A 22,914-nucleotide genomic window follows, 5' to 3' on the forward strand; every position below is an offset into this window, starting at 1 on the left:
TTAGATGGCTGACTAGAATTTTATGTTGATACCGGTGTTCAGTACCCGCTGGATGGGATAGGCTCCCACGCCTACTTCGGGGTCAACGAAATCGTATGCAGCATGTGTAAACAGATTTTGCGCGTTGGCAAACACCTTTACGCTGCCGAGCCGCACGCGGTTTGTCCAGCTGTAAGGGAGATTGTAAGCGATGTTTATATTTTTCAGGCGGAAGTAATTACCATTGCGTACCCAAAAAGAGGAGCTGAATTTATTGTAGTTATTATTCGCGTCGGCAGTTAACCGCGGATAGGTTGCAGTACCTGCTGTTTCCGGTGTCCACCGGCCGGTGATCTGCTCATATGCCTGTCCGTACGTAAAGTTCTGGAACTGAAAACCTGCTTCGGTGGCAAAATTGTCTACATAATTAATCCTGTTGGCAACGCCCTGTAACAGTACGCTTGCTTCTATTCCTTTCCACGAAAAGCCGATGTTAACACCATAATAAATACGTGGCTTATAAGTACCGATGGGCGCTTCATCAAACTGGTTGATGACGCCATCGCCATTGAGATCTTTGTAACGTATGTCGCCCGGCAATGGCTTGTAACCGGCGATGGTAGCGCTGCCGGCGGCTTCTTCTGCTGATGCAAAAAAGCCGTCCGCTACATATCCGAAGCGCATGCCTACCGGCTGACCTGTTCTTTTGTTCCAGTCATAATCGCGGCGTTGTTCATCCATAAATATCACTTTGGTTCCTTCAATACTTCCGTTGGCAGTAACAAAAAAGTTAAGCTGCTTTATCCTGCCCTGGTAAGTGGCGGTGAGTTCTCCGCCCTGGTAAAGGTTAATGCCGATATTTTCCGGGGGATAAGCGGCGCCGGAGAGTGCAATACTTTTTCCACGTATCTGCAGGAGGTTTTCGTAGCGGTCGTGGTAGTAATCGCCTGTTATCTGCAACCTGTTATTGAAGAGTGACAGGTCCATTCCCACATCCAGTTTGCGTGCTGTTTCCCAGGAGATGTTCACATTTGCCAGGCCGTTCTCTTTGAAGCCGGAAGCCGGGGAGCGCGCCGTTCCCTGGGAGTATATGCCGCCGCCAATGCCATTGTCTTCGCTAAAATCCTGGCGCCAGATGTAATAGCCGGAATTATCGATACCGTTGCCGGTGTGTGCATAAGTACCTCTTAGTTTCAACTGGTTTAACCAACCGTTGTTTTCTTTAAGAAAACTTTCCTGCGCAAGATCCCAGCCGATACCACCGCCAAAGAAGGTACCGTATTGTTTACCGGGCAGATACCGGTTAAAGCCGCTCCTGTTGAGAGCGCCCTCTATGAAATATTTATTGGCGTAATTGTAAGCTACTTTACCTGATATGTTGGTGGATTTACCTGGCAGATCATAGTTAAAGATGGTTTGCCTGGTATCGGCCAGCACTACGGCATTCACGCCATGGGGACCAAACTGCCTGTCGTAGTTCAGTGATACCTGTCCAAAGAAATACTGCGCGTTAAAAACGGAGATGAAATTATTCTGCTGCGCCACGGCGTTACCGGCTTTGGTATACAGGGTGTCTTCATCTGTTATGGTTACCCGGTATACCAGGTCATTTTTACTGCGGTCTATTGCATTTGCTGATTGTATAGACAGGTTGCCTTTCCCTTTTACGGACAGTCCGGGCAGCCAGTCGCCGAGGTTGTAGCGCAGATCCACATTTGCCATTACATCTTTGCTGTTGTCCTGTATATAGCCGCTGTTGATGGTTTGCGACAGGAGGTTGCTGGTGAGGTTACTGGTACCGCCCCAACTGCCGTTAGGGTTATAAACGGGATATGCGCCATTGGGTGTTCCCAGGAGTGTTTTCAAAATATTATTCGCTCCTGCGCCCGGCTGTGTTCCTTCCTGGAGGCGGCCAAAGAGCTGCATACCTACATTGAAGTTACGGGTAACATCGATGTTCACATCCGTATTGATCAGGTAACGCTTTAATCCTGCGTTGGTATTATAGTTATTATCGGAAGACGTTTTGAAGATACCCTGCTGACCGGTGTAATTGAGTGACACAGAATACCGGGCCACATTACCACCGCCGTTGATGTTGAGGTTGTAGCGGGACATAGGCACGTTATCTTTCAGAATGGTGTTGTACCAATTCACATCCGGGTTGGTATAAGGTTTTGTATGATCACGGAATGCGATGAAGTCGGCTTCCTTGTACAGCGGCGCTTTACCATCATTCTGCAGCGCTTCATTCAGCAGGTAGGCATACTGCCACGCGGGTAATGGCTTTGGCAGGCTAAGCGACTGCTGGATACCTGTTTGTGCAGTAAAGGATACACGCGGTTTGCCGGCGCGGGCCCGTTTGGTGGTAACCAGCAATACGCCGCGGGAACTGCGTTGGCCGAGCATGATAGTAGACAATCCATCTTTCAGTACTGAAATCGATTCTATATTTTCAGGATCGATGGAAAACACATCCCGCTGGATTCCGTCTATAATCGTTACCGGTACCTGCCCACGTAATGATAAATTCATTTCGGTGTTATCATTGGGTTCCGACGCACCTGGTTTAGGAATATTCCCGATGAAGATGTCTACATCGAAATTATTACCCGTACCCGGATTCCGGAATCCGCTTACCTGTTGGGTGTAGAGTCCTGCCAAACGGCCCGGTAACGCATAGGCATACAGTGTAGCCGGTGTAGTGGACAGTTGATTGGTGTATACCGTAGCGATGGAGCCTACTGAACTTTTGGGGGAGGCTTCTCCATAGAGTACGGGAATACGTTGTGGTAAAGGGATAAACAGTTCATCCATGCGCAGTGTGAGCGCTGTGGTGTCGCGTATTTTTTGTTCTATCGCTTTGTAGCCGGGATATTGAATAACAAGGGTGCTGTTCAGTGCCGCATGGATACTGAATGTACCGTTGGTACTGCTGCTGGTGGTGTCGCCGGTATTTTTTACGGAGATGGCTGCCCCTGCAAGTGGCTGGCCATAGTTATCAATCAGCCGGCCGGAAATGATACCGGTTTGCTGTGCCTGCACATTCGCGCAAAGCGCAAGTACACCACAGGCAAGGGCTGAAATATATTTTTTGATGTAGCTGTGAGCCATTGTTATTGACATTTGAATGTGTACACAAAAGGAGCAGCAGTATTGCTAAATCCTACTTTCACCGTGCCGGTGGCATCTGTAAAAAAGTATTCGATCTTCTCCAGCGTTTGTCCTTCCTGCATGTTGAAATATGAGCGGGGCCAGATGGTGATAGCAGATTTATTGCCGGTATAACTTTTCAGTTTTGAGGTTTCCGTTTGCGTGCAAACTTCGAGGACATGTCCATCGCTGGTATATCCTTTTGCGCAGAGGTAAATATTGCCTACGCCATTGAGCGCTGTGGGCACTACATCCGGGTCGAAGCTCAGGGTGAGGAAATCATTGTCGGTGGCTACGCCGGGACTTACTGCCGCTATCTGCGGATTACAGAAATCGATGATATCGCCCTGACCATCTGTAATGGAGAAGCAATCTTTGAACATGCATTTGTATACGTTGTTGGAACCGAATACATCGTTAAGTCCATCGCTGCTGGTGCCGAGGAAATAGCCCGTTTTAAACTGTATATTATCCGGACCGGGTTTGATCACCATTGTTACATCGATCTTATCTTTTACCCCTTGTGGTACATTATATGCCTGATCTGTCCAGAACACCACCCATTCGAGGTTATCTGTCATGTAGTTGCCGCCCATGCCGAACCTGTTTTTCAATGCAGCGGGCCAGGGCAAGCCCCCAACAAGAACAGACGAAGGCACCGGCACCATTTTACCGTTGCCATATGAAGTGGTGGTATAGGTGATGGTAGAATTGGCTGCAGCGGCCCAGCTTTTGGGCGCCAGGAAGCCGATGATCAGTCTTACGCCAGTGCGGCCACCATCCGCCACATCGATCCGGTTGTGCATGGTGATGGTCATTTCCTCACCTGCTTTCGCAGCGGAGGGCTCGTCTACCCCATCGAGGAATACGCAGCCAGCCAGCAGCAGCAGGAACAGGACGATACCGTATGTATAATTTTTCATAACGTGTTGTATTGTGTTGGATCAGGGATTCAATCTTTCAAGTGTGTAGTCGTATGTGTTGGCGGCGCAGCCGGGACTGAACGTAAAATTGATGTTCCGTTTCCCGTTCACCACCGGGTAGGTGAAGGTGGTGCTGACCGGGTTGCTGATACCTGTTTGACTGAAGCTGATCCGGAAAGGATATTTGGGATCATCCAGTGCATAGCTGCCGTTTTTGCTGACTATAAAGGGCAGTGGATTTTCAATGGTGTATTGAAGATCTGTGGTGAACCGTATCCTGAACTTTGTGAAGTCCGTAAGTGTAGTGATATCTACGCCGTTGCGCGCTGCTTTCACGATGCGCCATTCGCCGGCAATATCTTTTACCGGCTCTGGCACCAGTATTTCATTGCGGTGGCAGGAGTTGATAAAGAGTACCAGTATTGGCATCAGTAAACATATGTGGAATCTTGATTTCATCATGTTGCTTTTTACCAGGATGGATTTTGTTTTAACTCAGGCGATTTCGCGGTTTCTCCCTGCGGGATGGCCCACAGGTACATGGCCTCGCGGAAATTGTGTTTGCGTACGGGGAAGATGGTATAGGTAACGTTAGCGCCATTGCGTTTTACTTCCATGCCGGTCATCTGTTTATTCTCCGTTTGCGCTGCTATCTTCCATCTTCTTACATCCCAGAAGCGGTGGCCTTCAAAAGCCAGCTCCACTCTCCTTTCCGCACGGATGGCCTCTCTCATTTGTTCTTTTGTAAGCGCTGCGGGCAATTCATACGGCGATAGCCCTGCCCGTTTACGCACCAGCTCCACCGCATTGTATACTTCCTGCACCGGGCCGGCGTATTCGTTCTGCGCTTCTGCGAAGTTTAGCAGGACTTCTGCATAGCGCATCAGCGGAAAGCAGCGTTGCGAGCCGTGGATAAAGTTGGCCGCAATATTTTCATCGAGCATTTTATTGGTGTAGTAACCGGTGGGGGTTCCGGCGTGTACTGCATCCTGACTGATACCTTTGCCATCGGGGCCGAGATAAATATTGACAGGTTCTTTCAGGCCGGTGTTCTGGATCAGCAGCGTTTGATCACGGATCACGGAATAGGCCAGCCGCGGATCGCGGTGGCTGTACGGATCGGCTGCATTGTAGCCTGATGAGGGGTCGGTAATAGATTTACCGTTTGCCATGCCGAAGGCGTCTACAAAACCCTGGTAAGGAAAGCCTCCCTGGGCGCCGTTCCGCGATGGTGGTTGCCAGGCGCTTTCGAGTTCACGGTTGCCGCCCTGCATCCTGGCGAAGATGTATTCCGGGTTCACCCGCAGGGTAAATAATTTGTAAAAGCCATAACCGGGTGCGGTAGTATTGTCTTCATTCAAAGAATAAGCGGCGGTATTCATTACGGCAGCAGCAGCATCGGCAGCCAGTTTCCAGCGTTCCGGAACATTGTCCGGATACCCGGTAGGGGCATCCTGCGGGTTGATGCCGCCACCATTAAAGAGCGGGCTGGCAGCATATAGCAGCACCCTGGCTTTCAGCGCCAGGGCGGCGCCTCCGCTGGCCCGGCCATAGTCTTCGCGGATCCGCACCAGCGGTAACACGGCGGCTGCGGCATCGCATTCCGATATGATGTAGTCCACACACTCCTTATAGGAATTGCGCACTGCGGGGATCTTATCTTCTACCTTATACACAGCATCGCCGAGTAGTGGAACGCCTCCATAGTGTTTCAGCAAATCAGCATAATACCATGCTCGCAGGAAGCGTGCTTCCGCGGCCATTACGTTGCGGATAAACGACGGGATGGGTGAGCCGGGCAGGTGTTTCAGTAACTGGTTCACCCTGCGGATATTGGTATAGGGCAGGTTCCAGGCATCGGCGCTGATGATGGAAGGATTGACAGTCCCGGTGGCAAATTGTATGGAGGTGGTGACGGTGGCGGATTTCTGTGGTTCCGCCTCATCGCAGGAGGCGTCGAGGCCGCCGTTGCCGAAGCGGGTGGCGCTTTCTGCAAAGCCAATGTCTACGTAAATGTTGGTGAGGAAAGCGACGGTGCGGGCGCTGTCGGCAAATACCGTTTGCTCGTTCAGGTTAGTCGTTTCCGTCTGATCCAGGAAGTTTTTTTTACCGCAGGAAGCAAGGGTAAAAATTCCTATGCACAGGCATACAGGAGCAGTGAACGCGAATTTCATTTTCATAACGTTAATACGTGTTAGCATCCAGCTTTTGGTGATAAAAATTTACATACGTGGCATGACATCGCCTGTCTGTAAAAGCAGTCTTCTACAGTGGCTTGTGCTGCGGGATCTTTTTTTGATTGGTTACTGTTTGTCCCTATGGTATGACACCTTAAAAAGACAGTACCGCCATTCTTCCGTTAAATTTTATTTAATTCCCCAGTTTTGTGCCGGTTGGCTGCCCATTTCCAGCACCAGTGTACCGCCGGCAGTGATATCGGCGTGGTTGATATAACAGTGTTGGTATGGTTTTCCGTTTAACCATGCACGCTGAATATAGCGGTTGGCAGGCGTGTTATTACGGGCGCTGATGGTAAACGTTTTGCCTTTGGCGTAGGCCGGATCGAGGGCGATGGTAATGTTATCAAACACCGGGCTGGTGATCTCGTACCGCGTACTTCCCGGACATACAGGATGCAGTCCGCTGGCGGCCAGTACATACCAGGCCGACATCTGTCCTACATCTTCGTTACCTACCAGTCCTTCTACAGAATTATGATAGGCACGGGCGCAGATTTCGCGGGTCCATTGCTGGGTAAGCCAGGGGGCGCCCAGGCGGTTGAATAAAAACGGCACATGATGTACCGGTTCGTTGGCGTGGTTGTAATAATCGTTCCACATCATGTTTTGCGGTACTTTGTCGAAGAATGTAGTCAGATCTGCCAGTACCCTTTCCTTTCCGCCCATGAGCGCCACCATGCCGGGTACATCGTGCGGCACAAACCAACCCTGCTGGTAAGGACTGCTTTCAATAGTACCGTATCCCTGCTGCATGCGGCCCTGCTCCGGCCAGGGTTGCCAGGTGCCATCGTCGTTGCGGGGACGGAACCACGCTTTGCCCGTATCAAATACATTTTTATAATTGGCGCCACGGGCCAGGTATTTTTTTGCGTCCTCCTTTTTGCCCAGTGCGCCGGCCAGTTTGCCGAGGCACCAGTCGAAATAGGCGTATTCCAAAGTCAGCGATACGCTTAACCCGCCGGTGGAATATCCTTTGGTTCCGTTTCCGAATTTCTCTACAGAATTTTTGGCGAAGGCGTATCCTTTGTTGATATCAAAGTTACGGATCCCTTTTGCCCACGCGTCGGCCATCACCGACACTGCAGGGTTGCCGATCATGCAACCGCTGTATGCGTTCAGGAATTCCCAGCGTTCGAGGTAGTGGTTACCACTTTCATCTGCCAGCGTTACCAGCGAATTTACCATATCGTTTACCACGCGGGGGTTTATGATGCTTTGCAAGGGCATCTGGCTGCGGAATACGTCCCAGCCGCTGAAGATGGTGCGTTTGGTGAAGTTTTTCACCGCGTGAATCTTTCCATCTCCCCCTATATATTTTCCATCTGCATCAGAAAAATTGCGGGGATCTATCATGGTATGATACAATGCCGTATAGAATATTTTCTTCTCCTCTTCTGTGCCTCCTGCTACGGTTATTTTGCCGAGGGCTTTGTTCCATGCGTCGAATGACTGTTGCCTGATGGCATCAAAGTTCCAGTCTTTGATCTCTGATTCCAGGTTATTTTTTGCGCCGTCGATGCTCACGAAAGAGATACCTGCTTTCATCAGTACCGCTTCCTGTACGTTGGTAGCAAATTCCGTGTAGAAGCCAAGATGTTTACCTGCTTTTTCTTTAGCGCCGGGTATTACCGTTGCCTTTGCGATCTGTTGCTGATAGCGGGCGCTTTCAACATCTTCGCGTTTCCGTGACCAACCGTCGGGGATGTCCGCACTCCACACGCCATATCTGGAAAATGGTTTGTTGAACTGCGCATAGAAGTATACGGTGTAATTGCCTTTCCCATCGCCGTTTCCCCAGCCGCCGCCTTCCGGCGTACACTGCATGTACCCGGCAATAGTGCTATCATTGATCACTTTTACCTCCTGCCAGGTGGAGGTACCTCCTACCCTGCGGGCCAGATCGATTTGTATACGTGATTGCTGATTGGCGGGAAATGTAAAGCGCATGATGCCGCTGTGTGGAGCAGCGGTCATTTCTGCGGTGATATTATTTTCAGTGAGCTTAACAGTGTAGTAACCTGCAGTGGCTTTCTCTTCTTTTTTTGAGTAGGGAGAACGATACCCTTCTTCCGGATGTTGCCGGCTGCCCGCGGCGGTTTGCAGCGGGCCGGTGGCAGGCATTACCAGGAAGTTACCAAGATCACCATACCAGCCGATGCCGCTCATTTGCGTAAAAGCAAAGCCTTCGATAGTGGTATGTTCATAGCTGTACCCGGAGCCGTTGTCGCCGCCGGTAATGGTATTGGGACTCAGCTGCACCATGCCGAAAGGCGTGGCGGCCCCGGGAAATGTTTTACCAAGACCGTGATAGCTGCCGGCCGCATCTTCACTGGTGCTGGCGCCTATAAAAGGATTTACATAAGCGGCGGGACCTTGCGCCTTGCTGGTAGTTGCAACAAAGAAGAGTGCCGAAACGAATATGGAAGCAGTGGTTTTCATCTTTAAATTTTAACGATCTCTATTTTATGAAGCACCGGTTTGTTGATAGTGTAGATCAGTTTAACGATGGTATCGATCTCCTGCAGCCAGGCGGTACGCAGTTCTTTGTACATGGCTGTTTCATAATTTTCTTCGTGGTAACGCAGCATACCATCTGTTTTTGCATAGGTGCGTACACTATCTAATGCAGCTGCGTCATCATGCAATAATAAATTCTTTTTATCAAAAAAGTTGCCCTGTATCCAGTAGTAGCGGCGTAAACGGCTCTCCAGCTCTGCCCGGCGGAGGTTGAGCTGCATGATGGAAAATGCCTGTTTGTACTGCGGCGTTTCGGTTAATGTGGCGAGGTTAATACCTTCTGCAAATGCGGCCGCGGACCATTTCCCCATAGCATGACCATCTATCAGCAGCGTATAATCCCCGGAGGATAGTCCTGCTACCTGTAACATTTCCCGGTTAAAATCTTCCGTAAAAGGAATCCAGTTCAATGCATCAGATTGTTTCTGCGTATTGCCCCAAACGCGGGCCACCGTATCTATAGGGAAAGGTAATGATGCGGCCAGGTAACCAAAGCTTACTTTGTTGTTGGAGGCCGTGAGCAGGTTGATATTGCAATTCACTGCCTGCTGCAATTTACCGGCGCCTGCGTTGATGCTTACTTCCGCAACCGGTTTTCCGTTCAGTCCCTGGCTTTTCAGGAAGAGGGATGCCATTACCAGGTGTCCTGCGTTGCCGGGATGAATTCTGTCCGGGCCAATCATGGTGAAAGTAGAATCCTTTTGCTGCAGTTGTTCATTCAGCGCTTTCATGGGCCGGAACAGGTCAGTAAAAGGCCAGTTGTTTTTCTGTGCGGCCTCTTCCTGGAACTTTATTATTTCCAGCATCGCCTGCTGTTTTCCAGGGAAATAATTTCCCGGGATCTTCGCGGTTTCATCGTATGGCGGCGACGACATCATTATTTTTTGTATCGCCGGTAATTTGAGGAGCCGTTGCTCTATTTGCCCGTAACTGCGGTGGGAAGCGGCTATGCGCTCAGCGGCGGTTTTAGCGGCATCGCTGTTGTTAAACTCATAATAGCCGGTATCGTTCATGCCAAAAGTAAGCACCAGTACCGTTGGCTTTTTCGCCAGGATATCATAATCCAGGCGACGGTATATATCCGAAGCTTTGTCGCCGCCAATTCCACCATTGAGGATCACCAGTTTTTTTCCGGGGAAATGGGTCATGTAGTAGAGATAGATATACGAGACATAGGCGCCTGCTTCGGTAATACTGTTGCCTACAAAAATGACGCGATCATTTTGTTGAAAGGGCTTTACCTGTGCCTGTGCAAACAAGGTGGCAAGGCATAACCCGATAGAATACACGAACTTTTTCATATAGTGGTTTAATTATTTACAATTACATTTTTCAGCCGGATGGTGCGGATACCGAAACGGGGTATTGCCAGGCGGATGATTGTTTTACCGGCCACCAGCCGGCGTTGCAGGGTTTCCACGGCCTGGCCATCCAGTTGTTCTATCACAGCCTGCGTGGCTTTACCGTTGAAAGACAGTTGCTGTTGCCCGCTGTTTCCACCGGCGTTATACAACCTGATGAGCAAGTCTTTTCCGTCCATGAGCAGGGTGGATACCTGCCAATGATTATCCTGCAAGGCGAGCAATGAAAAATCTTTTCCTCCGGTGGCAGGCAATACCTGCAACGGTTCGCACCAGCGCGTTTCTTCGTTGCTGATGCTTCCAGATTCCCAGTTGCCATTATGCGGTACGATGGCATAGTTTACTTCCGTAGGTCCGGTGATATCGTAGTTACGCCCCCAGAGCGCACGGCCTGCATATTGCAGCGTAAGGCCCAATGGATAATCCTTCCCATGCACGTAGCTGGTAGTATGATCGGTAAACAGGGCCAGGCCGGTATTGCCGTCGGTTACATCCGCCCAGTGAAGGATCACATTATTTTTGATGCTGTCCCAGCTGCTGAAGAAAGTGTTCTCCAGGCGGCTGTCTGTCACGTCAAACGGTGCGTCTTTACTAAGTTTTTGCTGAGAGAGAGAAAGCGGGAACAGTACCTGTAGTTTGCAGCTATCGTTATAAAACGCTTTGCGATATGCTTCCGTGTTATAATTATCCGCCTGGGAATATGCACCAATACCGGGATTCCCTTTCCAGTTTATTTTCACTTTCAGATCTATTCTCCGCTGGCCATTGGTGAGTGTAACGTGTTGTGTAAACGGATGACCGGCGATAAAGCCGTTGATTTCCACCGACACGCGGGCTTTGCTATTTTCCGTGATGCGGATACCTGCTGCAGTGTCCATACTGGAGCGCCAGGCGCCTTCCTGGTAAAAGTATCCCCGGAGTTCATTGAAGCCGCGGTTGTTTTTTGTATCCACCATTTCTTTGCCGGTGGCTTTCACAATCAAACTGCTGATAACGCCACCCCTGGCGGGATCTATCGTTATGCGGTATAAGTCTGTTTCCAGGGTTTCCGGCGTGATGTGGTTTTCACCACCTGTTACCGGCTGCAACCTGTAAACACTGAATCCCATTGGCGGCACCGAAACTTTAATGGCTCCCGGCACTGTAGGCACCTGTCTTCCTTTACTATCTGTTACTTTCCAATTACCCTGCAAATCAATCCACTCTTCACGGGGAAGTGCGGTGGTGTTCAATACGCGTATATAAGTGGCGCTGTTATTTTTTTGTAAGATACTGTCGCTTACGGCGATAGTGTTATCTGTCCAATGCTGCACTTTATCGATCCAGGTATCATTGTAGGGCACAATCCAGCAGTCGTGGTGCTGGGCCAGCAGCAGCGATTTCCAGGCGGTATCCAGTTTTTGCTGCGGCCACGGAACATGATCATATAAAGCGGTGATAGCGGCATATTTTTCGGCGGCTATCAATTTATTTTCCGCGGCTCTAACCTGCTGCGCAATGCGTTGTAATACCTGTGCGCCCCATACGAGGCTTACCTGGATATCTTCCTGGCTCACCCGCCACGATGGCACATTTGTTTTGTTGGCCACGTTGCCGATATAATTCCGCCACGTTTCATACTGCGCATTTTGTTTCAGCCAGGGGCCGTTGTGCCAGCCGGCATCCTGCAGGCACATACCAATGGGATTGGCAATGCCGGCTGCGCGGGCGGATGCTAAATATTCTTTGCTGTTATTCCACGCGGTAGTTTGCCAGGTAGAATTAGGTAATAAGGCTTCCGAACTATATCGGGGTACGGTTAACAACCGGCTGCCATCGGGGCCTTCCCATTGTACCAGCTCACCGCCAAATGCACGGGTGTAGCCACCCCAGCAGGTATTGGGATTTTTCAGGGAGGCGTATTTAAATCCGAACGAGCGGAGCACCTGCGGCAGTGCGCTGGTAAAACAGGGTTCTTCACTTGAATAGGTGGTGAATACAGCGCCGGGGAAATGTTCCCTTACTTTTTGCATGCCGTAGCTGAACTGGCGGATCATGCTTTCGCCGGAGCCGGTGTAAAGATAACTCTGGCCATATCCCGGGTTCACATACTCTATGCGGCCGTTGCCGGATTGATCGGCAAACAGTTGTTGGAAAACACCATACGCCTGCGGTTCGCGGACCTTCACCATATCCCAGGTTTCGGGTTCTATTTCCAGGTTAATTTTCCAGTATGGATTCGCCTGCAGCTGGCCGGTGATAAACCGGGTGTATCCTGCGGGATAATGTCCGTAAACGCCGCCGTGATAGCCATCAATAAAGTGAGGCTGCTGGGCAAAAGATTCCTGTGCCGCAGCGGTGAGTAAAACCGCCAGGCAAATATTCATTCGTTTCATGCTGTTGTTAAAGGGCCAAGTCCGGGTTTTTCTGAACTTCAGCTAATGGTAATGGAAATTGAAAATCAGTTTCTTCGAAGCTCCGCAGGTGATTGGGGGCTTTGTATCCAACCAGGTTGATCATGCTGCCATGCGCCACATCAAAGGCTTTGCGGGTGCGCAGCATATCGTACCAGGTCTGGAATTCAAAACACAGTTCCCAATATCTTTCCTTCAGGATATCATCTGTTGTTAAAGTTGTTGGTTTGGGCGCCGTGGGAAATGCCCGGTGGCGCACCGAATAATACGCGTCGATAGCGGCGGCATCAGAAGTAATACCACCGTCGATCACGCTTTTTGCTTCTGCACATAAAAGCAGCACATCTGCATAACGTATCAGCGGAAAGTTAGCTCCTGAGCGGCCGGTTTTCTCTGCTTCCTCATCCCAGAATTTGAAGATGTAGGGTTCGGAGAAAAAGATGGTTTCGGCCGGGTTGCCATAACGCGGATATTTTGTGTAGAAAAAAGCCTTTTCCTGTTTGCGTCCATCATCTGCTGCATATGAATTATAGAATGCAGGGGCCGGCGCCATTGCCCCGCCATAGGCCGGTTGAATAGAAACCGGCTGACCGGGATATGGAAGATACGCCCAGTGAATGTTGCTCACTGCCACAGTAGGATGACGTTGCAGCATAAAAATATGCTCCCTCGTATTTTGCACCGCAGGGTTGCGCAGATCGCTGTATTGCTCAAACAGGGAAAACTGGTGGCTGTCGATCACTTCCATCGCTTTATCATATGCCATCCGGTAATAGGGCATTCCTTTCTGCAAAGGATAACCCGCCATGGTGATGTATACTTTCGCCAGCAAAGATTTTACGGCGCCCAGACTTACATGCCCGCTTTGATCCGTCCAGGAGAGGCCGGCGTTTTCTGCTGCTGTAAGGTCTTTCACAATCTGTTCATACACGGCTTCTTTTGGCGAGCGGCGAATCTTCACGTCATTAATATCTTTTGTAGTGGTCAGCTTCAGGGGGATATCACCAAAAAGCCGTACTGCCTGAAAGTAATACCATGCCCGCAGGAAATGTGCTTCACCGAGATAACGCTGCTTTGTTAATTCATCTACCACCAATGTTACGCTCACGTTTTCAATAACGCTGTTGCAGTTTTCCACCGGGTAATAAGTAGCGTTCCACCATGCCTGTAATTTTGAATTGGCATTATCGAGCCTGTCTAACCGCAGGAACTGGTCGTCTTCAAAACCTGATGGCCGTGGCCGGCGGCTGTACCCGGTGATATATTCCAGTGAATACACGGGGCTTACGGCTACGCCGATGTTTGCTACGAAAGGAGTAGCAAGACCGTCGTATGTACCGTTTACCGCAGCGCTCACCTGCTCCCGTGTTTTGTAGTAATGTGTGAGGCTGAGAGAACCCGAGGGTTCCTCTTCCAGGAATTTGTTGCAGGAAGTAATCAATATGATCATCCCCAACAGGACCAGTTGTTTCATATTTCAATTCCTTTATTCAGAATGTAACATTTAATGTGAACGCCAGTGTTTTCGCTTTCGGGTACTGATACATATCCACTCCCTGGTTAAAGTCGCCATCGAATGAGGAGGCTTCGGGATCATATCCTTTATACTTTGTGAACAGGAAATAGTTTTCTGCGCTGACACTGATGGCGGCGGACTTTATATGATACCGTGCGAGCCAGTCTTCCTTCAGCCGGTATGCCAGCGCGATATTGCGTATACGCAGGAACGTGCCTTTCTCTATGTAGTAACTGTCCATCTCATTATCCAGTCCGTCCTGTGGCAGCCGCAGCGCCGGGTTCATGCCACCTTGCTGTTGCGGCGTCCAGGCGTTGAGGAGGTTGCGGTAACTGTTGGTGGTGGGCGCTGCATTTTCCATGAGCATCCTGGTAAAATTTGCCAGGCTGTGTCCATAAATCGTTTGCACATCTACCAACAGCGAAAAATTTTTATAGGTAAACGTATTACTCAGACTTGCCTCAAAGGCGGGCATGCCGTTGCCCAGTACCGTACGGTCGTTGGCATCTTTCACTTTATTATTGTTTCCATCTTCATATTTCACATCGCCTGGCTTTTTGCCATAGGCAGCCGCTTCGGACGCTTCAGCTGTTCCCCAGGTGCCCAGCCGGCGGTAGCCATAAAATTCGTTTAACGGGCGTCCTTCCATGATGCGGCCGCCCCAGGGATACATGATATCGCCATTCAGTTCCAGCACGCGGGAGCGGTTCATGGAATAGATCAGGGAAGTGTTCCATGAAAACTGTTTGCGCCGGATGTTGTTGGTGACCAGCGACAGTTCAACGCCCCTGTTGCGGATAGAACCGATATTGTCAAACACGCCCTCGTAGCCGGTAGTAGCAGGCATCAACCTGTAATACAACAGGTCTTTTGTTACGCGGTTATAAACGTCGCCGGTAAATTGTATCCTGTTATCCAGCAGTGAAACATCGACGCCGATATTCAGCTGATGGGCTTTTTCCCATTTAAGATTTTTGTTGCCCAATGCTTCCAGCATCACGGCCGGTGCGGCCTGACCATTGAATGCTACCTGGCCGCTCCTCAGCCTGTCCTGTGTTACATAATCGCCGATATCCGCATTGCCTACAATGCCGTAGCTGCCGCGTATCTTCAGGTCGTTGATGCTGCGCACGTGCCGGAGGAAAGGCTCCGACGACAACCGCCACGCGCCTGAGAAACTGGGGAAATAGCCGTACACGTTATTGGCGCCGAAACGCGAAGACCCATCTGCGCGGAAAGAAAACCCGAACAGGTAGCGGCTGTCGTAGTCGTAATTGAACCGCATATAATAGGAGTTCATCGCTGTATTGCTTGTTCCCGACTGTGGCCGTTGCGGCACCAGCCCTGTTTGCAGGCTGTTATAGGAAAAGAAATCATCGAAGAAGCCTTCGCTTCCCGCCTGGGTGCTCATGTTCCCGAAATAGTACCAGCTGGCGCCAGCCACGGCGGTGACTTTATGTTTGCCAAACTGGTTGTTCCAGGTCAGGTAATCTTCCGAAGTCCAGGAGCCGGAATTTCCATTTGCACGGGTGGCCACGCCCTGTTGTGTATCAGAATAGCCACGGATATCCCGGCCGGAATAATACAGGTTGTAGGTGGCGCCTGTTTGTCCGCTCAAACCTGCTGTGATATGCAGTTTACTGTTCAGGCGGATGGTAGTGATCAGGTTGCCCATCGTATATGTGCGGCCGGCCACCGACTTCACTTCCCGCATGAGTCTTACCGGGTTTTCAGAATCCTCTGCACCCGGGTAATCCCCTTTGCGCGAATACGTGCCATCGGCATAACGTACCGGCAGGAAAGGCAGAAATTCATAGATCTGGCGCACAGCATTCAGTCCGAATGTATTGATGTCGACATTATTTTGTTTCGCCGCGCCGCTGTTGATCACCGCCTGTACGTGCAGCCATTTTGTAACATCCCAGCCGAGATTGATAAAGCCGTTGATTTGCCGGGAGTAGCTATTGATCAGGATTCCCTGCTGGTCGTTGTAAGAAAGATTGACAAGGGCAGAGAAGCCATCCTTTCCCGCAGACAGCGACAACGAATGCTCGTGGGACACTGCGAGGCGACTTGCTTCCTTTTGCCAGTCCGTATGATATTTAGGCGTACCATCCGCATTGAAAAGTTCTTCCTTCCGCGGAAACTGCCAGGAGGCATCGAGATGCGGCGCTGTGCGGCCGGGAAGATATTCATACTCCCGTTTAAACATCTCCAGTGCTTCTTCTGCATTCATCAGCTTTACTTTGCGGGCCAGTGAGCCAAAGCTGAGGGTGTTGCGGAACGAAATAGCCGGGCTGCTTTTTGTTCCTTTCCTGGTGGTGATCACGATCACGCCATTGGATCCCCTTGCGCCATAAATTGCCGAGGCAGCCGCATCTTTCAGCACGTCTACCGAAGCCACAATATTCGGATCAAGGATCAGCGGATCGGCGCCCACAATCCCGTCTACCACATACAGCGGGCCGTTGTAAGCGTTGATGGAACCCGTGCCCCTGATTTTTACGATCGGGTTACCGCCGGGTTTTCCGGAATTCATCATCACGCTTACGCCGGCAACTTTTCCGGCCAGTCCCTGCATGAGGTTCATGGTAGTAGCGCGTTCCTTTAATACATCGCCGCTTACGGTGCCCACGGCCGTAGTGAGCATTTCCTTGCTGGAAGTGCCGTAGCCGATCACCACTACTTCTTTGAGAGAGGCATATTTTGCCAGCAGGGAAACGTACAGCATATTCACTCTTTCCACCGGCACTTCCTGTTCACCGAAGCCCGGAAGACTGAAGCGCAGGGTATCGCCCGGATCGGCATGGATGCTGAAGGAGCCGTCCGGATCTGTTACGATGCGGGGTGGCAACCCTTTCTTCATCACATATACACCCGGCAGTGGGTTGCCATTGGTATCCGTTACCTTTCCTGTTAATACCGAAGCCTGGTTCAAAGGCGGCGGTTCCTTCCGGGTGATGAGGAGGTTCCTGCCACGCAGTTCATATTGTAATACAGCTGGCAATAATTTCAGCACCTGTTCCACCGGAATATTCTTTTTATTGATCGTTACTTTTCCGCTTTTTGCTATTTCCGACGGGTTATATACAAACCGGAATGTGGTGGCTGCTTCCACCTGTTCAAACACTTTATCGAGTGTTTCATTCACAACGTATATATCTACCGTAGTCCGTTTCAGTTCTGTTGTTCCCGGTTGGGCCGTGATCCGCGGCGGGTACAGGCAACACAATGCCAGCACCAGGCAGGCAAGCCACCTGGGCGTCATGTGCAAGCACTCCGCTGTTTTCACTTTCATAACTTGAAATTATCACGCCTCATGGCTGATCCTTCCGGATTATTTATTTGGTTGACTTTTTTTGTAAACCAGGTATTCGTTTTTGCCCGGCGTTTGCCGGTAGCTAAACCCATAGATATCACACAGCATACCCAATACGTTTTTAAACGGTACGTTGGCATCGAACCGGGCGGTGAGCAATGAGTTGGCAATTTGTTCGCTGGCAAACAGGATACGTACATCGTACCTGCGTTCCAGTTTTTGTGCAATATCACGGAACAAAGCTTTCTTAAAGATCAGCTGGCCCTGTGTCCAGGCGCTGATGTCGGCGGCAGCGATGTTGTTTGTTTCCAGCTGATCTTTTGCAGCGTGGTAAATAGCCTGCTGATTGGCCACCAATGTAGTGTGGCTACGCTGATCATTGCCAACAGCTACTTTTCCGCTGGCTACCGTTACGGTTACTTTTGCCTCCGGCGTATAGGCGTCGATGTTAAAGCTGGTTCCAAGTACGTTAACGTTGAGTGTACCGGCATGTACCAAAAAGGGAGCGCCTTGTTTGGGTGCTACTTCAAAGTAGGCTTCTCCATCCAGCCAGATCTCCCGGCCTTTAGCTTCTTCATACCGGATCTTACTGTCTATATTCAACCACACGATACTGCTATCCGGCAGGCTGATCTTTTTTATACCTTTTTTAGTTGTTTGTTCTGTTACGCTTGCTATCGTTTTTCCCGGTTGAACCGGTTGTTTACGAATCAGGAAGAATGCGCCTGCGGTAATGAGCAAAGCCACAGCAGCAGCGGCGGCCCACCAACGAACAGACCGGTAGCTCACCCGTGGTTCCGCTGCGTCTACCTGGCGACTGATACGCAGGAAGATCAGCTGTTCCAACGCAGCGCGTTGCTCCGGGCTGAATTGCGCGGTGAAGGCCGGATCATTTTCGAAAGACCTGTACCAATTGTCCACCTCACTGATTTCAACTTCAGTGGCTGTACCGTCCAGGTATTTATCCAATAATTCTTTTAACCGGGTGTTGTTCATATCCATAGTCTCTCTAACATTAGACACCTGAAAAATGGCTTACCGCCATCACGATTCAAAATAGTTTGACATTTGCCCCCACAGCAGCAACAGGGATACCACGCACCAGAACACGATGTAGTGGTATTGTTTCAGGTGAGAGCGCAGTATTTTCAGCGCTTTCACCATATGTTTCTCTACGGTGTTCACCGAAATATTCAGTTGCCGCGCGATGTGCTGGTACGACAACTGCTCTCTCCTGCTCAGGTAAAATACTTCCCTACATTTTTCGGGCATGCTGGCGCAGGACTCATCTATGTGCCGCTGCAATTCCTTTAATTGCAGGGTGCTGGCGGCATCGGACGCATAGTGGCTGTTGTCGTTCAATACGTGTTGCTGATAGGTGTTACGCACCAATTGTGAACGGATGGTATTCAGTACCCTGTTTTTCAGTGACGTGTGCAGGTAATTGCGGAGCGAGGTGTTCAGAGAAATGGTTTCCCTTTTCAGGTACAGGTCTACCAGCAGGCTTTGCACCAGCTCCATGGCGGATTCCTGCACTTTTACGCGCCGGTAAGCGGCATCCAGTAACTCCTGCCAGAAGCGCCTGTAGATATCCTCAAACGCATCCTTGTGCCCCTGCTTTACAAACAGGAACAACTCTTCATCTGTATACGTGGAAAAATCTTTTCGCATCGACATGAATTCGAACTACGGGCTAATTTAATCGTTTCAGTACGAAATTCTTAATGTCGGTACGAAATTACCTGCAGCCGTGTTATTACCGGCTGCTTAACGAAAAAGGTTTATCCTCGTTTGTGATGCCCCGGCCGGTAGCCGGTTTATTGCCCATTTCCAGCAGCAGCACGCCGCCATTAACGATATCCGCATGCCGGAGCCAGTTATGCGGCCAGGGTTTGCCGTTGAGCACCGCCGACTGGATATATACATTTTCCGGGCTGTTGTTGCGGGCTTCCACTACAAACCGCTTCCCGTTTTCCAGTGTTACCGTCATTTTCGGAAACAGCGGGCTGCCGATCACGTATTGATCCGTGCCGGGGCACACACTGTAAAAGCCCATAGCGCTCATCACGTACCAGGACGACATCTGCCCCTGGTCTTCATCACCGGGGTACCCGTTTTCGCCTGCATTGTAAAGTCTGGTCATTACATTCCGTACGTGCGCCTGTGTTTTCCAGGGTTGACCGGCATAATTATAAAGATAGATCATATGTTGCACGGGCTGGTTGCCGTGTGCATATTGTCCCATGTCGGCGTTTACCATTTCCGTCATTTCGTGGATCGTTTGTTTGTAAGCGCCAACATTCACTTTATTGGGGGCGCTGAAAACCGAATCCAGTTTTGTGATGAAGGGTGTATTTCCACCCATCAGGTTAATCAGGCCCTGTACATCGTGGAATACCGACCATTGCCAGTGCCAGGCATTTCCTTCTGTGTAGGGGCCGCCCCATTCATACGGATCAAAGTTTTCCAGCCAGGCGCCATCCAGCTTACGGCCACGCATAAACCCGGTGAGACTGTCGTACTGGTTTTTATAATTATACATGGTGCGACCAAAAACGTACTGATAGAAATCGTTGCCGGTGAGCTTCGCCAGTTGATAACCGCAGAAATCATCGTATGCGTATTCCAATGTTTGCGAGGTGCTGCCGTGCGACTCCGGGAAACTTACATAGCCCAGCTGATAATATTCTTTCCAACCTGCGCGGCCATTGGCGCCGCCCCAGGGGCCTTTGTTCATGGCTTCGTGGAAATAGGCGTCCAGCGCCTGTTTGGGGTTGAAGGTGCGGATACCTTTCACCCAGGCATCGGCCAGCAGGGAAATGGCGTGATTACCGAGCATACCGCCTGTTTCGCCGGGAAACGACCAGGCGGGGAGCCAGCCGCATTGTTGCTGCGCATCCAGCAGCGCCTGCATATAGCGCCCTTCCATAGTGGGGTGCAGGATGGTGTTTAGCGGGAACTGTGCGCGAAAAGTATCCCAGAAGCCGTTGTCGGTGTACATGTACCCGTTGTGTATCTTGCCGTCGTATGGACTGAAGTAATAAGGTTCTCCTTTACTGTTGTATTCAAAGAATGTATGTGAGAAAAGATTGGCGCGGAAAAGACAGGAATAAAAAGTGGCTTTATCTTTTTCTGTTCCACCTTCCACCAGCACCCTGCCAAACAGGGTGTTCCAGATTCTGGTGGCAGCCGCTCTTGTTTGTTCCAGCCTGGCGAAGGGTTTGAGTTCCTGTTGCCAGGTAAGTTCCGCCTGTTGGGTACTGATATAGGAAGAAGCAACCCTGGCCTGTACCACAGCGCCGTTTTTAAAACGGACAAATGCGCCTACCCCTTTTCCTTCGGCGGATAGGGTATCTGCAAAGATCCGGTTGTTTGTATTTTCCCAGGCGCCGCTGGCTTCAAAGGGCTGGTCGAACACGATCACAAAATAGTTCCTGAAGCCTTTGGGAATAAAGCGGCCATTGGTGACGTAGCCGGTAATTTTTCTTTCTGACGGAAATATCTGTACGCCACTCAGGGCATCATAGCCGTCCAGCACGATGTAGGCAGGTTGCTTTGCCGGGAAAGAAAAACGCAGGTGTGCGCCTCGTTCCGTAGGCGATAATTCGGTGGTGATTTTATTGGCGAAAGTTACCTTGTAGTAGTCCGGGCGGGCTACTTCATCCGCATGACTGAAAGCCGTAGCGCGCTCCTCTTCTCCAACGGTGAGCTTTCCTGTTACCGGCATCAGGCTGAATACGGCATAGTCGCCCACCCAGGGGCTGCACTGGTGCGTTTGCTGGAAGCCGCGGATGGTAGTGGCTTTATATTGATATTTCCAGCCGTCGCCGTTTTTGCCTGTTTGTGCAGACCAGGCATGCATGCCAAAAGGCAGTGCTGTAGAAGGATGCGTATTGCCATTACTGAGTGAAAATTCGGAATTGGTGCCCTGTAATGTATTGGCATAGGCGACCAGTTCTTTTTGTTGCGCAGCTGTGGCGAGGGAGAAGCTGCAAAGTAAGCCGGTGAAAAACCGGCGGGCGTTTCTTATACGTGGTATCTGCATTGCGTGATGACGGCTTTTAGAGTAGACACCCTGCAAGGCGGTTACCGCCATTTGCCGCTTGTTTTTTTGATACTGCCCGCGTGAAGCACACCCAGGGACCTATCAGGCTCCGTACTCTTTCTTTAGCCTTTTTTCAAATATAAATGGCACAAACGGCAGCAGCGACCCCACGAAAAAGCCGGCAACCCTAACTATGCTCCATCTGTATTTAATCCAGCAGGAAAGCAGGAGCGCAATAAACAGGATAAATAATACACCATGCAGCCACCCGAAATACTTTACCGGCTCGGGAACAGAGAAGATATATTTCATGGGCATCGCCACAAATAATAATATCAGATAAGATATGGCTTCGATCAATGCTGTTTTACGATATAAGTTTATCATCTTAAAAATCAATTAAATGATCACCTGTTAGAATCAACGGGGCAAAGATAGGTGAAGATCAGATCTTATCATCGATATATGAAATAGTTTTACCGTGGCGGAGGATTTAAAATTGTTTGTACGAAATCATAACAATATTTATCTTCGCGCCGTAGCCTTGAATGCAGTCATTAAGTATTTAACCCTTTTCAACAATAAAAACCTTTATTATGTCTGTTTACGCACGATTCGGTTTCGTATGCGCTTTGACTATGTCATTTGCGTTAGCCTCAAATGCACAATTAAAATTAAACGCAAAAACACTGGGCGCCGGCGCCAAAGCAGTGAAAGCAGCCACCCTCACAGATGATGATGTGATCAGGTATACCAAAGAGTATATCCAGTGGATGGATGAGCACAACCCCGTTGCACCTGCTGATGATCCGATGGCACAGCGGCTGAAAAAGCTCACCGACCATGTAACCAGCTATGAGGGCATGAACCTTAACTTTAAAGTGTACCTGGTAAGGGATATCAACGCTTTTGCCTGTGCAGATGGCAGCGTGCGTGTATGCGCCGGGTTATTACAAACCATGACAGATGATGAAGTGATGGGTGTAATAGGACATGAAATCGGGCATGTAAAAAACAAGGATTCCAAAGATGCGTTCAAAACAGCGCTGATGACCTCTGCACTGAAAGATGGCGTTTCTTCACAGGGCGGTACTGCCGGTACCCTGAGCGATTCACAGCTCGGCGAATTGGGAGAAGCAGTTGCTAACTCCGCGTATTCCCGCAACCAGGAAAGCCAGGCCGACAACTACGGTTATGAATTTCTGAAAGCAGCAAAGCTCAATCCGTGGGGCATGTCTATGGCTTTTGAAAAATTGTGGAAGGCCTCACAGGAAAGCAGTGGTGATAAAAAGAAAGGATCCCAGTTATTCTCTTCTCACCCTGATACAGAAAAAAGAATGAATACAATGGCGGAGAAAGCGAAGAAAGATGGGTATGAGAAACCTGTTGTAGCAGCGAAATAATTATTTTTTCAGGAAGATGTAAGCCAGAAAGGATGAATGTAATCCTTTCTGGCTATACTAAAACG

Annotated in this window: 14 protein-coding genes; 1 reads left to right on the top strand and 13 read right to left on the bottom strand. The window is 50.0% G+C overall.

From position 1 onward, the window contains the following. Nucleotides 1-12: 12 nt before the first annotated feature. The 13 genes from PV783_RS25330 to PV783_RS25390 form a co-directional block, all read right to left on the bottom strand. A complete protein-coding gene (locus PV783_RS25330; RefSeq protein WP_420990071.1) occupies nucleotides 13-3,093 on the bottom strand; it encodes a SusC/RagA family TonB-linked outer membrane protein in 3,081 nt (1,026 codons plus the stop codon). Nucleotides 3,094-3,095: 2 nt separating this feature from the next. Next, nucleotides 3,096-4,055, bottom strand: a complete 960-nt coding sequence (locus PV783_RS25335; RefSeq protein WP_363439196.1) for a DUF4961 domain-containing protein — start codon at nucleotides 4,053-4,055, stop codon at nucleotides 3,096-3,098. A gap of 21 nt (nucleotides 4,056-4,076) precedes the next feature. After that, nucleotides 4,077-4,514: a DUF5004 domain-containing protein gene (locus PV783_RS25340; RefSeq protein WP_420990072.1), complete on the bottom strand. Its 438-nt coding sequence runs from the start codon at nucleotides 4,512-4,514 to the stop codon at nucleotides 4,077-4,079. Between the two features lie 11 nt (nucleotides 4,515-4,525). Further along, complete coding sequence (locus PV783_RS25345) at nucleotides 4,526-6,235, bottom strand: RagB/SusD family nutrient uptake outer membrane protein (RefSeq protein ID WP_420990073.1); 1,710 nt, start codon at nucleotides 6,233-6,235, stop codon at nucleotides 4,526-4,528. Nucleotides 6,236-6,421: 186 nt separating this feature from the next. Continuing rightward, entirely contained in the window at nucleotides 6,422-8,734 is a 2,313-nt protein-coding gene (locus PV783_RS25350; protein ID WP_420990074.1) for a GH92 family glycosyl hydrolase, read from the bottom strand. Between the two features lie 2 nt (nucleotides 8,735-8,736). After that, a complete protein-coding gene (locus tag PV783_RS25355) occupies nucleotides 8,737-10,113 on the bottom strand; it encodes an SGNH/GDSL hydrolase family protein (RefSeq protein WP_420990075.1) in 1,377 nt (458 codons plus the stop codon). An 8-nt stretch (nucleotides 10,114-10,121) separates the two neighbouring features. Then, nucleotides 10,122-12,548 (bottom strand): glycoside hydrolase family 38 C-terminal domain-containing protein, encoded by a 2,427-nt coding sequence (locus PV783_RS25360; protein WP_420990076.1) that lies wholly within the window; start codon nucleotides 12,546-12,548, stop codon nucleotides 10,122-10,124. Nucleotides 12,549-12,555: 7 nt separating this feature from the next. Continuing rightward, the gene (locus PV783_RS25365) at nucleotides 12,556-14,040 is read right to left on the bottom strand and encodes a RagB/SusD family nutrient uptake outer membrane protein (protein WP_420990077.1); all 1,485 of its coding nucleotides are present in this window, start codon (nucleotides 14,038-14,040) and stop codon (nucleotides 12,556-12,558) included. A 16-nt stretch (nucleotides 14,041-14,056) separates the two neighbouring features. Further along, entirely contained in the window at nucleotides 14,057-17,380 is a 3,324-nt protein-coding gene (locus PV783_RS25370) for a TonB-dependent receptor (RefSeq protein WP_420990078.1), read from the bottom strand. A gap of 39 nt (nucleotides 17,381-17,419) precedes the next feature. Then, entirely contained in the window at nucleotides 17,420-18,403 is a 984-nt protein-coding gene (locus tag PV783_RS25375; protein WP_420990079.1) for a FecR family protein, read from the bottom strand. A 42-nt stretch (nucleotides 18,404-18,445) separates the two neighbouring features. After that, a complete protein-coding gene (locus PV783_RS25380) occupies nucleotides 18,446-19,072 on the bottom strand; it encodes an RNA polymerase sigma-70 factor (RefSeq protein WP_159454476.1) in 627 nt (208 codons plus the stop codon). Between the two features lie 85 nt (nucleotides 19,073-19,157). Further along, nucleotides 19,158-21,497: a GH92 family glycosyl hydrolase gene (locus tag PV783_RS25385; RefSeq protein ID WP_420990080.1), complete on the bottom strand. Its 2,340-nt coding sequence runs from the start codon at nucleotides 21,495-21,497 to the stop codon at nucleotides 19,158-19,160. A 51-nt stretch (nucleotides 21,498-21,548) separates the two neighbouring features. After that, nucleotides 21,549-21,833, bottom strand: a complete 285-nt coding sequence (locus PV783_RS25390; protein ID WP_363439223.1) for a DUF3817 domain-containing protein — start codon at nucleotides 21,831-21,833, stop codon at nucleotides 21,549-21,551. A gap of 251 nt (nucleotides 21,834-22,084) precedes the next feature. On the opposite strand from PV783_RS25390, the gene PV783_RS25395 reads away from it, so the two are divergent. Further along, nucleotides 22,085-22,849 carry a M48 family metallopeptidase gene (locus PV783_RS25395; RefSeq protein WP_079473498.1) on the top strand — a complete coding sequence of 255 codons (765 nt, stop codon included), beginning with the start codon at nucleotides 22,085-22,087 and terminating at the stop codon, nucleotides 22,847-22,849. The last annotated feature ends 65 nt before the right edge of the window (nucleotides 22,850-22,914 follow it).

Source organism: Chitinophaga sp. CC14 (assembly GCF_048957795.1).
GTDB classification, from domain to species: Bacteria; Bacteroidota; Bacteroidia; order Chitinophagales; family Chitinophagaceae; genus Chitinophaga; species Chitinophaga ginsengisegetis.

What these genes read in the sequence shown, in the direction of transcription:
- PV783_RS25385 (WP_420990080.1), bottom strand. Translation starts at nt 21,497, where the DNA reads ATGGCGGTAACCGCCTTGCAGGGTGTCTACTCTAAAAGCCGTCATCAC.
- PV783_RS25375 (WP_420990079.1), bottom strand. Translation starts at nt 18,403, where the DNA reads ATGGATATGAACAACACCCGGTTAAAAGAATTATTGGATAAATACCTG.
- PV783_RS25345 (WP_420990073.1), bottom strand. Translation starts at nt 6,235, where the DNA reads ATGAAAATGAAATTCGCGTTCACTGCTCCTGTATGCCTGTGCATAGGA.
- PV783_RS25365 (WP_420990077.1), bottom strand. Translation starts at nt 14,040, where the DNA reads ATGAAACAACTGGTCCTGTTGGGGATGATCATATTGATTACTTCCTGC.
- PV783_RS25330 (WP_420990071.1), bottom strand. Translation starts at nt 3,093, where the DNA reads ATGGCTCACAGCTACATCAAAAAATATATTTCAGCCCTTGCCTGTGGT.
- PV783_RS25340 (WP_420990072.1), bottom strand. Translation starts at nt 4,514, where the DNA reads ATGAAATCAAGATTCCACATATGTTTACTGATGCCAATACTGGTACTC.
- PV783_RS25370 (WP_420990078.1), bottom strand. Translation starts at nt 17,380, where the DNA reads ATGAAAGTGAAAACAGCGGAGTGCTTGCACATGACGCCCAGGTGGCTT.
- PV783_RS25350 (WP_420990074.1), bottom strand. Translation starts at nt 8,734, where the DNA reads ATGAAAACCACTGCTTCCATATTCGTTTCGGCACTCTTCTTTGTTGCA.
- PV783_RS25395 (WP_079473498.1), top strand. Translation starts at nt 22,085, where the DNA reads ATGTCATTTGCGTTAGCCTCAAATGCACAATTAAAATTAAACGCAAAA.
- PV783_RS25335 (WP_363439196.1), bottom strand. Translation starts at nt 4,055, where the DNA reads ATGAAAAATTATACATACGGTATCGTCCTGTTCCTGCTGCTGCTGGCT.
- PV783_RS25355 (WP_420990075.1), bottom strand. Translation starts at nt 10,113, where the DNA reads ATGAAAAAGTTCGTGTATTCTATCGGGTTATGCCTTGCCACCTTGTTT.
- PV783_RS25390 (WP_363439223.1), bottom strand. Translation starts at nt 21,833, where the DNA reads ATGATAAACTTATATCGTAAAACAGCATTGATCGAAGCCATATCTTAT.
- PV783_RS25360 (WP_420990076.1), bottom strand. Translation starts at nt 12,548, where the DNA reads ATGAAACGAATGAATATTTGCCTGGCGGTTTTACTCACCGCTGCGGCA.
- PV783_RS25380 (WP_159454476.1), bottom strand. Translation starts at nt 19,072, where the DNA reads ATGCGAAAAGATTTTTCCACGTATACAGATGAAGAGTTGTTCCTGTTT.